Origin of the sequence: Geodermatophilus pulveris, assembly GCF_900188375.1 — a bacterium.
Lineage (GTDB): Bacteria > Actinomycetota > Actinomycetes > Mycobacteriales > Geodermatophilaceae > Geodermatophilus > Geodermatophilus pulveris.
Window position 1 is genome coordinate 38,802 of sequence record NZ_FZOO01000004.1, and the last position, 12,304, is coordinate 51,105.

General features: G+C 76.1%; 11 protein-coding genes. 5 read left to right on the plus strand and 6 right to left on the minus strand.

The genetic code is table 11. The features are described from left to right. Window positions 1-23: 23 nt before the first annotated feature. Window positions 24-1,661 carry a glycoside hydrolase family 13 protein gene (locus CHB98_RS09355; protein ID WP_089305348.1) on the minus strand — a complete coding sequence of 546 codons (1,638 nt, stop codon included), beginning with the start codon at window positions 1,659-1,661 and terminating at the stop codon, window positions 24-26. Between the two features lie 154 nt (window positions 1,662-1,815). On the opposite strand from CHB98_RS09355, the gene CHB98_RS09360 reads away from it, so the two are divergent. From CHB98_RS09360 to nhaA, 3 genes are all read left to right on the plus strand, one after another. After that, the gene (locus CHB98_RS09360; RefSeq protein ID WP_089305679.1) at window positions 1,816-2,544 is read left to right on the plus strand and encodes a glutamine amidotransferase; all 729 of its coding nucleotides are present in this window, start codon (window positions 1,816-1,818) and stop codon (window positions 2,542-2,544) included. 314 nt (window positions 2,545-2,858) lie between these two features. After that, window positions 2,859-4,382: an MFS transporter gene (locus CHB98_RS09365; RefSeq protein ID WP_089305349.1), complete on the plus strand. Its 1,524-nt coding sequence runs from the start codon at window positions 2,859-2,861 to the stop codon at window positions 4,380-4,382. After that, window positions 4,379-7,021 carry a Na+/H+ antiporter NhaA gene (nhaA, locus tag CHB98_RS09370; protein ID WP_179224377.1) on the plus strand — a complete coding sequence of 881 codons (2,643 nt, stop codon included), beginning with the start codon at window positions 4,379-4,381 and terminating at the stop codon, window positions 7,019-7,021. The genes CHB98_RS09365 and nhaA overlap by 4 nt, the downstream gene beginning before the upstream one ends. Before the next feature lie 25 nt (window positions 7,022-7,046). Here the strand turns inward: nhaA and CHB98_RS09375 are convergent, their stop codons facing one another. Both CHB98_RS09375 and CHB98_RS09380 read right to left on the minus strand, forming a co-directional pair. Further along, complete coding sequence (locus CHB98_RS09375; protein ID WP_179224379.1) at window positions 7,047-7,355, minus strand: hypothetical protein; 309 nt, start codon at window positions 7,353-7,355, stop codon at window positions 7,047-7,049. A 52-nt stretch (window positions 7,356-7,407) separates the two neighbouring features. Further along, window positions 7,408-7,992 carry a hemerythrin domain-containing protein gene (locus tag CHB98_RS09380; RefSeq protein WP_179224381.1) on the minus strand — a complete coding sequence of 195 codons (585 nt, stop codon included), beginning with the start codon at window positions 7,990-7,992 and terminating at the stop codon, window positions 7,408-7,410. Window positions 7,993-8,121: 129 nt separating this feature from the next. Between CHB98_RS09380 and CHB98_RS09385 the strand changes: the two genes are divergently transcribed. Then, a complete protein-coding gene (locus CHB98_RS09385) occupies window positions 8,122-8,382 on the plus strand; it encodes a hypothetical protein (RefSeq protein WP_089305351.1) in 261 nt (86 codons plus the stop codon). A gap of 24 nt (window positions 8,383-8,406) precedes the next feature. Here the strand turns inward: CHB98_RS09385 and CHB98_RS09390 are convergent, their stop codons facing one another. Continuing rightward, complete coding sequence (locus CHB98_RS09390) at window positions 8,407-9,594, minus strand: acyl-CoA dehydrogenase family protein (protein ID WP_089305352.1); 1,188 nt, start codon at window positions 9,592-9,594, stop codon at window positions 8,407-8,409. Window positions 9,595-9,730: 136 nt separating this feature from the next. Here CHB98_RS09390 and CHB98_RS09395 point away from each other — a divergent pair, with 136 nt between their 5' ends. Continuing rightward, window positions 9,731-10,759, plus strand: a complete 1,029-nt coding sequence (locus tag CHB98_RS09395; RefSeq protein WP_089305353.1) for an NAD-binding protein — start codon at window positions 9,731-9,733, stop codon at window positions 10,757-10,759. Here the strand turns inward: CHB98_RS09395 and CHB98_RS22710 are convergent. Together CHB98_RS22710 and CHB98_RS09400 are read right to left on the minus strand one after the other, a co-directional pair. After that, a complete protein-coding gene (locus tag CHB98_RS22710; protein ID WP_281251848.1) occupies window positions 10,756-10,890 on the minus strand; it encodes a hypothetical protein in 135 nt (44 codons plus the stop codon). The genes CHB98_RS09395 and CHB98_RS22710 overlap by 4 nt on opposite strands. Window positions 10,891-10,924: 34 nt before the next feature. Further along, window positions 10,925-12,166, minus strand: a complete 1,242-nt coding sequence (locus CHB98_RS09400) for a serine/threonine-protein kinase (RefSeq protein ID WP_089305354.1) — start codon at window positions 12,164-12,166, stop codon at window positions 10,925-10,927. Window positions 12,167-12,304: the final 138 nt, after the last annotated feature.

Genomic DNA, 12,304 nt, shown 5'->3' on the forward strand with positions numbered 1-12,304 from the left:
TGAGCCCGGACGCCGGGGCCCGGCTAGTCCTCGAGCACCCAGACCGCGCTGTCCGGCGGCAGGGCCACCGTGCCGCCGGAGCGGCGCACCTGCGCGGTCGAGGCGAGCAGCACCTGGCCGGGGCAGCCGGCGAGCACCGTCTCGCTGCCCATGTTGACCACGCAGCGCACCGCCTCCCCGCTGCCGACCGAGCGGACGGTCAGCACGTCGCCGCGGGTGGTGACCGTCGGCGAGCCCGACCCGAACGCGGGGTGCGCCCGGCGCAGCGCCAGGGCCCGCCGGTGCAGGGTCAGCGTGGAGCCACCCTGCCCGCTCTGCACCGAGACGGCGTGCCGCGCCCAGTCGGCCGGCACCGGCAGCCACGGCGGGGCCGCGCCCTCGGGGGAGAAGCCGACACCGGGCGTGGTGTTCCACGGCATGGGCACCCGGCAGCCGTCGCGGCCGGCGCGGGCGCCGCCGCTGCGGTGGAAGATCGGGTCCCGCTTGGCCTCGTCGGGCACGTCGGCCTGCGGCAGGCCCAGCTCGTCGCCGGCGTAGAGGTAGGCCGAGCCGGGCAGCGCCAGGGTGAGCAGCGCGGCGGCGCGGGCGCGGGCGGTGCCCAGCTCGCCCCCGCCGAAGCGGGTCACCTGCCGCTCCTTGTCGTGGTTGCCCAGCACCCAGGACACCGGCGCGCCGACCCGGCCGTAGGCGTCCAGGGCGCCGGCGATGGCCTCGGCGAACGGCGCGGCGCCCCACGGCGACTTGAGCAGCCGGAAGGACAGTGCCTGGTGCATCTCGTCGGGCCGGGAGTACAGGGCGACCTGGTCGAGGTCGGCCAGGCACACCTCGCCGACCAGCATGGTGCCGGGGTACCCGTCGCAGATCTCCCGCCAGCGGCGCCACACGTCGTGCACCTCGGGCTGGTTCCAGGTCATGGCCTGCTCGGGGCCGTGGCCGAACAGCGTGGGGGAGTAGCTGCCCGGGTTGTCCCGCAGCCCGGCGTCCTTGTACAGCCCGTAGGCGACGTCGACCCGGAAGCCGGCCACGCCGCGGTCCAGCCAGAAGCGCAGGGTGCGCTCGAAGTCCTCGGCCACGGCCGGGTCGCGCCAGTTGAGGTCGGGCTGCTCGGGGGCGAACAGGTGCAGGTACCACCGGCCGTCCGGGGTGCGCGACCACGCCGGGCCGCCGAACAGCGACCGCCAGTTGTTCGGCGGCTCCTCCGACGGCGGGGCGAAGTGGTAGCGCCCGGCCTCGGGGCAGTCCGGGTCGGCCAGCGCCGCCTGGAACCACGGGTGCCGGTCGGAGGAGTGGTTGGGGACGACGTCGAGCACGACCTTGAGCCCGAGCCGGCGGGCGTCGTCGACCAGGGCCTCGAGGTCGGACACGTCGCCGTAGTCGGGGTCCACCGCGCGGTAGTCGACGACGTCGTAGCCGCCGTCGGCACCGCCCGACGGGTAGTGCGGGTTGATCCACACCGCGTCGACGCCGAGCCAGGCCAGGTAGGGCAGCCGCTGCCGCAGGCCGCGCAGGTCGCCGATCCCGTCGCCGTCGCTGTCGGCGAACGAGCGCAGGTAGACCTGGTACACGACCGCGTCGCGCCACCAGGGCGAGGGCGCGGGCGAGGGCGCGGGCGCGACCCGGTGCTGGGGCTGGGTGCTCGCGACGGAGAGGCGGCGTGCCATGCCGCCACCATCGGCGCATCCCGGCCGGTCCCTGTGCAGCAGGTCCCACGAAGTGGTGAGGGGCGGATGGCAGATCCCGCCAAGCGTGTGACGTCCGGGGCGGGTGGGCGGCGAGTGGCGGGCCGGGGCCGCCCGCGGCCTAGCATCGGCGGCCGTGCGGCCCTTCCTCCTGCTCGCCTCCCGCCCCGAGGACGAGGCCGCGGACGACGAGTACGCCGCCTTCCTGCGGGCCACCGGGCTGGACGAGCCGCAGCTGCGGCGGGTCCGGCTGGAGGCCGGGCCGATGCCGCCGCTGGACCTCGGCGCCCACGCCGGGGTGTTCCTCGGCGGCGGGCCGTTCAACTCCAGTGACCCGGCGGAGGCCAAGTCCGCCGTCCAGCGCCGGGTCGAGGCGGAGCTGTCGGCGCTGCTCGACGAGGTCGTCGCCCGGGACCTGCCCTTCCTCGGCGCCTGCTACGGCATCGGCACCCTCGGCGTGCACCAGGGCGGCGTGGTCGACCGCACCCACGGCGAGCCGATCTCCTGCGTGCCGGTGAGCCTGACCGGGGCCGGGCGGGCCGACCCGCTGCTCGACGGGGTGCCGGAGGTGTTCGACGCCCTGGTCGGGCACAAGGAGGCCTGCCGGGTGCTGCCCTCCTCGGCGGTGCTGCTGGCCACGTCGCCCGCCTGCCCGGTGCAGATGTTCCGCGTCGGCCGCAACGTGTACGCCACCCAGTTCCACCCCGAGCTCGACGTCCCCGGCGTGGTCACCCGGGTGCGGGTGTACCAGCACGCCGGCTACTTCCCGCCCGCCGAGATGGAGGACCTGATCGGCCGGATCAGCCGCGCCGAGGTCAGCGCCCCCAGCCGGCTGCTGGCCAACTTCGTCGCCCGGTACGGCTGAGTCACCGTCGTCCGCCCGGACGACACCGCGACCACGTGCCCGGAAGGACCTCGGTGCCCCCCACGCCTCGCAGGCTCGGCGCGGGCCCCTGCACCGAGGCCGATCACTGCGTAGAGCCCCCACGGCCGCTCCGTGCCGGACGCCGTGCGTCATGCGCACGCGGCATGACGCGGGACATTGGACAACGGCCGGGGGCGCCGGGAAGCTCTGGGCGCCTCCGACGGTTCGCCGGGGAGCGTCCCGCAGGACACCCCCGGGGCGCACCGGCCGGCCCACCGCCGTGGGCCGGCACTCGCGCGAGCCCTGGAGGGGCCATGGCCCGGTCGACGGTCACCCCGGACGGCGGGCTGCGGATGGGCACGCCCCAGGGCCGGTGGGTGCTGCTCGCGACGGTGCTCGGCTCCAGCCTGGCCATGCTCGACGCGACCGTGGTCAACGTGGCGCTGCAGCGGATCGGCACCGACCTCGACGCCGGCTTCTCCGGCCTGCAGTGGACCGTCAACGCCTACACCCTCACCCTCGCCTCGCTGATCCTCCTCGGCGGCTCGCTCGGCGACCGCCTCGGCCGGCGGCGGGTGTTCCTCGTCGGCACCGTCTGGTTCGCCGCGGCGTCCCTGCTGTGCGGCCTGGCCCCCGACGTGGAGACCCTCGTGGTCGCCCGGGCGCTGCAGGGGGTCGGCGGGGCGCTGCTCACCCCGGGCAGCCTGGCCATCATCTCGGCGTCCTTCTCCGGGCCCGACCGGGCCGCCGCCGTGGGCGCGTGGTCGGGGCTGGGCGGGGTGGCCGGGGCGGTCGGGCCCTTCCTCGGCGGCTGGCTGGTGGGCATCGACTGGCGCCTGGTCTTCCTGCTCAACCTCCCGCTGGCCGCCGTCATCGTGGTCGTGACGCTGCGGCACGTGCCCGAGTCGCGCGACCCGCAGGCCGCTCACCACCTCGACCTGGCCGGGACGGCGCTCGTCGTCGCCGGCCTGGGCGCGCTCACCTACGGGCTGACCGCCGCCGGGGAGGGCGGCGCGAGCCCGGCGGTGTGGGCCTGGATCGCGGCCGGCCTGGTCGGGCTGGCCGCCTTCGCCGCCGTCCAGCGCCGCTCGCCGGCCCCGCTGGTGCCCCCGGCGCTGTTCGCCTCCCGGCAGTTCACCGCCGCCAACGCCGTCACGCTGCTGGTGTACGCGCCGCTCGGCGTGGTGTTCGTGCTGCTCGTGCTGCACCTGCAGGTGGTCGCCGGCTTCGCGCCGCTGGCGGCGGGCACCGCCCTGCTGCCGGTGACCGCGCTGATGCTGCTGTTCTCCGCGCGCGCCGGCGCGCTGGCCCAGCGGATCGGCCCGCGCCCCCTGCTGACCGCCGGCCCGCTGGTGGCCGCGGGCGGGGTGCTGCTCATGGCCCGGATCGGCGAGGACGCCTCCTGGGTGGTCGACGTGCTGCCCGCGGCCGTCGCGTTCGGCGCCGGCCTCACGCTGCTGGTGGCGCCGCTGACCGCGACGGTGCTGGACTCCGCGCCCGACCGCTTCGCCGGCGTCGCCTCGGGGGTCAACAACGCCGTCGCCCGCGCCGCCGGGCTGCTCGCCGTCGCGGTGGTGCCGGTCGTCGCGGGGATCGGCGGCACCGACTACACCGACCCGGCGGTGTTCGGCGCCGGCTTCCGGACGGCGATGCTGGTCTGCGCCGGGCTGCTGGTCGCCGGCGCCCTGGTGGCCGCGCTGCTGGTCCGCCGTCCGCTGGGCCGGGCCGAGCCCGCGCCGCGGCGGCTGCCGATCGAGGAGTGCGCGCACTGCGGGGTCAGCGGGCCGCAGGTGCACCCCCGGGAGCCGGTGTCCGGGGCGGGGGAGGCGCGGCGGTGACCGCCGCGCCGGCCCAGCAGTCCTCGCTCGGGGGCGGGCTGCTCGCGCGGGTGGCCCCGCTGCGCCGGCGGCTGCGCACCGAGGCGGGCAGTGCCGGCCTGCTGCTGTTGGCCACCGTGGTGGCGCTGGTGTGGGCCAACTCCCCGTTCGGCGACAGCTACGACACCTTCTGGCACACCGAGTTCGCCGTCCGGGTGGGCGGCGCCGAGCTGTCGCTGGACCTCCAGCACTGGGTCAACGACGGCCTGATGGTGTTCTTCTTCTTCGTCGTCGGGCTGGAGATCAAGCGCGAGCTGGTGATGGGCGAGCTCACCGACCGGCGCCGGGCCGCGGTGCCCGCACTGGCCGCGGTCACCGGCCTGGTCGTGCCGGCGCTGGTCTACGTCGCGTTCACCCTGGGCGACGAGGCCGCCTCCGCCTGGGGCGTGGTGATCTCCACCGACACCGCGTTCCTGCTCGGGGTGCTCGCGCTGGTCGGGCCGTCCTGCCCCGGGCAGCTGCGGCTGTTCCTGCTCACCCTGGCCATCGCCGACGACGTCGGCGCCCTCACCGTGATCGCGCTGTTCTACACCGAGGACCTCGCGCTCGGCCCGCTGGCCGCGGCCGTCGTCGGGCTGGCGCTCATGGTGGCTCTGCGCTACCTCAACGTGTGGCGCGGCCCCGGCTACCTGGTGCTCGGCACCGGGGTGTGGGTGGCCATGTACCTCTCCGGCGTGCACCCCACCCTGGCCGGGGTGGTCATCGCGCTGTTCACCCCCGCCTACCCGGCCCGGCGGGCGGAGGTGGAGGACGCCGCCCGGCGCGCGCGGGCCTACCAGCAGTCGCCGAACCCGGAGTACGCCCGGGCGGCGCGGCTGTCGATCGACCGGTCGGTGTCGGCCAGCGAGCGGCTGCAGACGCTGTGGCAGCCGTGGACCAGCTTCCTCATCGTCCCGGTGTTCGCGCTGGCCAACGCCGGCGTCCCGCTGGACGCCGGGACGCTGCGCGCCGCGGCCACCTCGCCGGTCACCCTCGGCGTGGTCGCCGGCCTGGTGGCGGGCAAGCTGGCCGGCATCCTGGTGGGCACCGGGCTGGCCGTGCGGTTGCGGCTCGGCGAGCTCGCCCCCGGCCTCACCGGCCTGCAGCTGGCCGGCGGGGCCGCGCTGTCGGGCATCGGCTTCACCATCTCGCTGTTCATCGTCGACCTGGCCTTCGACGACGAGGTCCGGGCCGACCAGGCGCGGGTCGGCGTCCTGGCCGCGTCGCTGCTGGCCGCGCTGCTCGGCTGGGGGCTGTTCCGGCTGGCCGACCGGCGCCGTCCCGCCGGGGCCGGCACCCGGCCGGTGCTGCTCGACCCGCCGGTCGACGCCGCGCGCGACCACGTCCGCGGGCCGGCCGACGCGCCGCTGACCCTGGTCGAGTACGGCGACTTCGAGTGCCCGTTCTGCGGCCGGGCCACCGGCACCGTCGAGGAGCTGCGGGAGCGCTTCGGCGACCGGCTGCGCTACGTCTTCCGGCACGTGCCGCTGGTCGACGTCCACGCGCACGCCCAGCTGGCCGCCGAGGCCGCGGAGGCCGCGGCGGCCCAGGGCCGGTTCTGGGAGATGCACGACCGGCTGTTCGCCCACCAGGACCGGCTGACGGTGAGCGACCTGCTCGACCACGCCGCGGCGCTGGCCCTGGACGTGCAGCGCTTCGCCCGCGAGCTGGGGTCCGGCCGCCACGGCCGCCGGGTCGAGGAGGACGTCGAGTCCGCCGAGGCCAGCGGCGTCGAGGGCACGCCGACGTTCTTCGTCGGCGGACGGCGGCACACCGGCCCGCACGACACCGACAGCCTGGCCGCCGCGCTGCTCGCCGCCGCCGGGGAGGACGGCCTGCCGGTGGCCAGCGGGGCGACCCGGGCGGGCGGCGGGACACCCGGGCCGACGCTGCCGCTGATCGGCCCGCGCCGCGGCGGGGACCGGGGCTCCGCGGTCGACGGGACGGCGACCGTGCCCGCCGACCTGCCCGAGACGCCGGACCGCGACGGCGCCTTCCCGCGGCTGACCGACGCCCAGCTCGCCCTGCTGCAGCGCTTCGGGGCCCGCCGGCGGGTCGAGCCCGGCGACACCCTGTTCCGCGAGGGCGACCCCGGCTACGACTTCCAGGTGGTGCTGTCCGGGGCGGTGGCGGTCGTCGAGGACCTCGGCCGGGTGGGCCAGCGGGTGATCTCCGTGCACGGGGAGCGGCGCTTCCTCGGCGAGCTGGACCTGTTCGACCCCGCCCCGGTGTCGCTCACCGCGCTGGTCATCCGCCCCGGCGAGGTGGTGACCGTTCCCGACAGCCGGATGCGCGAGGTCTTCACCGCCGACCACGACCTCAAGGAGCTGGTGCTGCGCGCCTTCCTGGTCCGCCGCTCGCTGCTGCTGCAGCTCGCCGCGGACCTGCGGATCGTCGGCCGGGCCGGCTCACCGGACAGCGCCCGGCTGCAGGACCTGGCCCGCGGCCGGCGGCTCGACGCGGTCTTCGTCGACCTGGACGGCGACGACGACGGCGCCGCGCTGCTGGCCGACCTCGACGTGGTCGAGGCCGACCTGCCGGTCGTCGTCTGGCGCGGCGGGCGGGTGCTGCGCAACCCCACGGACGACGAGCTCATCGCCGCCGTGGAGTCCGGGGGCTGACCGGCGGCCACCGGCCGGGCGGGCCTCAGTCGGCGGTGGGCGGCAGCAGGCGCGGCACGAACACCTCGTCGATCGGGCGCGGACCCACGTACTGCCGGCAGGTGCACGGCACCCACTGGTGCCCGGACCAGCGGCCCCGCTTGTCGTAGGTGTCCCGGCGCAGCTCGGCGTAGCAGGTGTTGGTCTCGGTGTCGTGCTGGCTGAGCACGTGCCCGCACCCGCACAGCGGCGTCGGGGGCGCCGGCGGGGGCGTGGCCCGGCGGCGGCCGAGCCGGCCGGTGACCACGCCGACCGCGAGCAGCGCCGCGCCGACCAGCATGCTGACAGGGTCCACCGGCGTGCTCCTCTGTGGTCGCGGGCCCCCCGACGGTAGCGCGCCGACCGCCTCAGCCGGAGGTCTTCCCCCGGCCGGTGACGGCGTCGCGGAGGTGGTCGAGCAGGCTCGCCACGGGGCCGGCCACCGTGCGCACGACGCCCTCGTTGGGGGTCATCGGGTGCGGCCGGGTGGGCGCCAGCGCCTTGACCCGCTCGACCTCCTGCGCCATCTCCACCAGCTGCTCGCGGGGGAAGGTGGCCCGCAGCTCGGTGAACATCCGGCGCTCCTCGTGCTCGACGTGGTGCCGGATCTCCCGGATCAGGGTGGCCACCTCGGTGTCGAACTGCGGGTCGCCGGGGTCCATCCGCTCGAGGCGCTTCATCGTCTCCTCGGCCTCGGCGTGCTCGTGCTTGGAGTGCTCGGCCTCCTCGCGGTCCACCTGCTCCTCGACGCGGGGGTAGACGCGGGTCTCCTCGGCGACGGAGTGCTTGACCAGGCCGATGGTCACCTCGTCGACCAGCTCCCGCTTGCGGCGCAGCACGTCCGGCGTCGTCAGCCCGAACATGCCCTCCAGCTGGGTGAAGATGCGGTCGAACTCGCGGTGGTCGGCGCTGAGCAGGTCGACGACGTCGCGCTGGCTGTCGGTCTGGGTCACGGCGGGCTCCGGGGGTGTGGGGTGGGGTCCGGGAGTTCCCCGCGGCGGGCGTCCGCACACGCCCGGCCGCGGCCCGGCGAGACGGCCCCGGTGCGTTTCCCGCGGTGTGGGACGGGGCACGATCACGACGTGGAGTCCTACGCCGTGGGGTTCGCCCGCCCCGACCGCTGGTCGCGGGAGCGGCCGGCCGAGCAGGCCACGCCGTGGCACGCCGTCGAGGCGCACCGCCCGCCGAGCGAGCTCGACGGCGAGGTCGAGCTGGCCGTCTGCGGCGCCATCGTGCAGGTGTGGGGGGCGCAGGACTGGCAGCGCGTCGGCGCCGGCCGGACCGCGTGCGCGGAGTGCCGCGCGCGGACGGCGGTGCAGCGCCCGCTCAGCCGGGTGCGCTGAGCGGGCCCCCGCCGTCCGCCCCGGTCAGCGGCGCTCGGCCCGCCGTCCGCTGATGGCCGACAGCCCGGTGATCTCCCGGCCCACGATGAGCGCCTGCACCGAGTCGGTGCCCTCGAAGGTGTAGATGGCCTCCATGTCGGCGTGGTGCCGCGCGACGTGGTGCTCCAGCAGGATGCCGTCGCCGCCCAGCACGTCGCGGGAGGTGGCGACGATCGCGCGGGCCTTGGCCGCGCAGTTCATCTTGGCCAGCGACGCCATCGCCGCGGTCATCCGGCCGGCGTCGGCCAGCTTGGACAGCCGCCAGCACATCAGCTGCATGGTGGTGATCTCGGCGAGCATCCGGGCCAGCTTGTCCTGCACCAGCTGGTAGCCGGCGATCGGCTGGCCGAACTGCTCGCGGCGCAGCGCGTGCTGCAGCGCCAGCTCGTAGGCGGCGGTGGCCGTCCCCAGGGACCGCCAGGCGACGGTGTACCGGGTGCGGTCCAGCACCGTGGAGACGTCCTTGAACGACCGGCAGTTGGCCAGCCGGTTCTCCGCGGGCACCCGGACGTCGGACAGCGTGATCTCGGCCTGCCACACCGCGCGCAGCGCCGTCTTGCCGGTCATGACGCGGGCCTCGTAGCCGGGAGTGCCCTTGTCGACGATGTAGCCGCCGACCGCGCCGTCCTCGCCGCGGGCCCAGATGATCACGTGGTCGGCGATGCTGCCGTTGCCGATCCACTTCTTCTGGCCGTTGAGCACGTAGGAGTCGCCGTCCCGGCGGGCGGAGGTCTCCAGGCCGACGGCGTCCGAGCCGTGCGCGGGCTCGGTGAGGCCGAACGCGCCGATCTTCTCCAGCCGGGCCATCGGGGGCAGGAACCGCTCCCGCTGCTCCTCGTCGCCGAGCATGGCGATCGACTGCATCGCCAGGAAGCTGTGCACGCCGTTGAAGGTGCCCACGCTGCCGTCGGCGCGGGCGAACTCCGCGGCGACCAGCCCGGCGGCCACGTTGCTCATCCCCGGGCAGCCGTAGCCCTCGATCGTGCCGCCGGCGATGCCGATCTCGGCGAGCTTGGGCACCAGCTCGAAGGGGAACTCCGCACGTTCCCAGTAGTCGTTGATCCGCGGGAGGACCTCCTTCTCACCGAAGGCCCGCACCCGGTCGCGGATCTCGATCTCCTCGGGCTCGAGGAGTTCCTCCAGGCCGTAGAAGTCCGTGCTCAGCTCGTTCATGGACCGACGTTACGACCAGACGGTCCCGGCCGCCGGGTCAGGCGCCCCCGCCCGCGAGGGTGACCCGGCCGTCCGGCGCCCGCCGATCGGTGATCAGGTCGGTTACGTTCGCCGGGTCGTCGTCGGGAGGTCACAGGTGCCGTTCCTGGTCGCCCGCCTCGCGCGCCTGGTGCGCGTGCGGCTGGAGGGCTGGCGGCTGCCGCTGGCCGTGGCGGTCGTCGTCTTCCTGACCAGCTGGGCGGCGATGGCGCTGGTCGAGCCGGCCGGGACCGGGATCGCCACGCCGGGCACCTACTGGTGGTACTTCGTGGTCACCGCGGCCACCGTCGGCTACGGGGACGTCTTCCCGGAGTCCACCGCGGGCCGCCTCGTCGGCGCCTACGTCATCGTCGGCGGCATCGTCACGCTCACCCTGCTCTTCACGCAGCTGTCCGCCGCGCTGCAGTCGGTGAGGGGCAAGAGACTGAGGGGGCTGGTCGACCTGGACCTCGCCGACCACGTCGTCCTGTTCGGCTACACGCCGGGCCGGACGGCGCGCATCGTGGCGGAGCTGACCGCCGAGGGGCGCGCGCAGGTGGTGCTCTGCGCGTCGGACGACGTCCCCGAGGACCCGCTGCCCGAGCGGCTGGACGTGCACTTCGTCCGCGGCGACCTCACCTCACCGGACGTCATCGGCCGCGCCGACGTGGCCCGCGCCCGGACGGCGGTGATCGACGTCGGCGACGACAACGAGGCCCTCGCGGTCGCCCTGGCCGTCACCCACGCCAACCCGGACGTGCACCTGGTCGCCGCGCTGCGCGACCTCGGCCGGCTGGACACGCTGCGCTACGTGCACCCGGAGGTCCAGGGCGTGCAGTGGCACATGCCCTACCTGCTCACCGAGGAGGCCACCGACCCCGGCATCGCGCAGGTCTACAGCGACCTGATGACCAGCGGCGGGCACGGCAACACCTACTCGGCGCGCGTGCCGACCGGCTTCGCCCAGCGCACCTTCGGCGACTGCCAGACGTGGTTCGGGCGCACCTTCGGCGCCACGGTCATCGCGCTGCGCACCGACCGGCTGGTGGTCAGCCCCGGCTGGGACACCCCGGTGCCCGAGGGCGCCACGCTGTACTACGTCGCGTCGAGGCGGATCGAGGCCGCCCGGCTGGCCGGCGGCCGCTAGTCGCGGTCGGCGTCGTCCGGGTCGCTCTGCGCCTCCAGGTCGGCGGTCTGCCCGGGTGTGGGCAGCTCCAGGGCGATGTCGCGCGGCTGCGGGGTCTGCTCGGACGGCGGCTGCTCGGACGGTGTGGTCACACCGGCGAGCCTGCCGCACGGCGGTGCCCGGTGCCTAGGACCAGCCGAGCAGCTGACCGGCGAGGACGACCAGGCCGACGGCCACGGCGAGCAGCGCCAGCACCACCACGAGCACCGGGACGACGACCCAGCGGCGTTTGAACCGGTGCTTGCGGGTCCGCCCGCCGGCCCGGTCGGACCGGCCCGGCGCCGTGGCCTGCCGGGGGGCGGGCGCCGCGCCGTCCGGCGCCTGGCGCTCCCGGTCCTGCGCGCGCCGCTCCCGCCGGCGCTCGGCGAGGTGGCGGGCCTGGTCGCGGGCGTCGCGGGCCACCGCACCGATCACGGTGGCCGAGACGGCGGCCAGCCGGCGCAGGTCCGCGGCGTCGATCCGCTCCACCCGGTCGGCCTCGAGCACGCCCGGGCGCGGCCCGGGCGCGGGCGGGGGCGGTGACCAGGGCTCCTGCGGCGACCCGTCGAGGACCGCCTGCAGCGCGGTGCGGGCCTGCTCGGCGGTCATCCGCTGGGCCGGGTCCTTGACCAGCAGGCCGCGCAGCACCGGCTCCAGCGGGCCGGCGCGGGTGGGCGGCGCGGGCTCCTCGGACACGACGGCCATGAGCGTGGCCATGGGCTCGCCGCGGCCGAAGGCCTGCTCCCCCTCCACCGCGGTGTACAGGGTGGCTCCGAGCGACCACAGGTCCACGGCGGGTCCGGGCGGCTCTCCGTGGGCCCGCTCGGGCGCCATGTAGGCCGGCGAGCCGATGATCGCGCCGGTCGTCGTGATCGCCGGGTCGCCGGCGGCGGTGGCGATGCCGAAGTCGGTGAGGCAGGCCCGCCCGTCGGAGGCGATGAGCACGTTGGCCGGCTTGACGTCGCGGTGCACGATGCCGGCCGTGTGCGCGGCGGTCAGCCCGGCCAGCACGTCCAGCCCGATGCGGGCCACCGCGGGCCACGGCAGCGGGCCCTGGCCGTCGACGACCTCCTGCAGGCTGCAGGACTCCACCAGCTCCAGCACCAGCCAGGGCCGGCCGTCCTCCTCGACGACGTCGTAGACGGAGGTGACCGAGGGGTGGTCCAGCCGGGCGGCGGTGCGGGCCTCGCGCATGGTGCGCTCCCGCAGCACCCGGCGCTCCTCCTCGGACAGGTGCAGCGCGAAGGTGACCTCCTTGACCGCCACCGGTCGCTCCAGGCGCAGGTCGGTGGCCATCCAGACGACGCCCATGCCGCCCCGGCCGACGATCTCGCGCAGCGCGTAGCGCCCGGCGAGCAGGCGTTCGGCGGACGCCGGATCCGCGGTCATGGGCCGGACGGTACGCCCGGGCGGGGGCGTTGCGTCTCCGAGCGCGCGCGGTGACGGAGGTCCCTGTCGGTCGCGGCCGTCCCGGAGCACCATCGGGGCACGCCGGCCGTCCGCGGGCGCCGGGGCCCCGGCGGCCGG

What these genes read in the sequence shown, in the direction of transcription:
- CHB98_RS09390 (WP_089305352.1), bottom strand. Translation starts at nt 9,594, where the DNA reads ATGAACGAGCTGAGCACGGACTTCTACGGCCTGGAGGAACTCCTCGAG.
- CHB98_RS09355 (WP_089305348.1), bottom strand. Translation starts at nt 1,661, where the DNA reads ATGGCACGCCGCCTCTCCGTCGCGAGCACCCAGCCCCAGCACCGGGTC.
- CHB98_RS09400 (WP_089305354.1), bottom strand. Translation starts at nt 12,166, where the DNA reads ATGACCGCGGATCCGGCGTCCGCCGAACGCCTGCTCGCCGGGCGCTAC.
- CHB98_RS09365 (WP_089305349.1), top strand. Translation starts at nt 2,859, where the DNA reads ATGGCCCGGTCGACGGTCACCCCGGACGGCGGGCTGCGGATGGGCACG.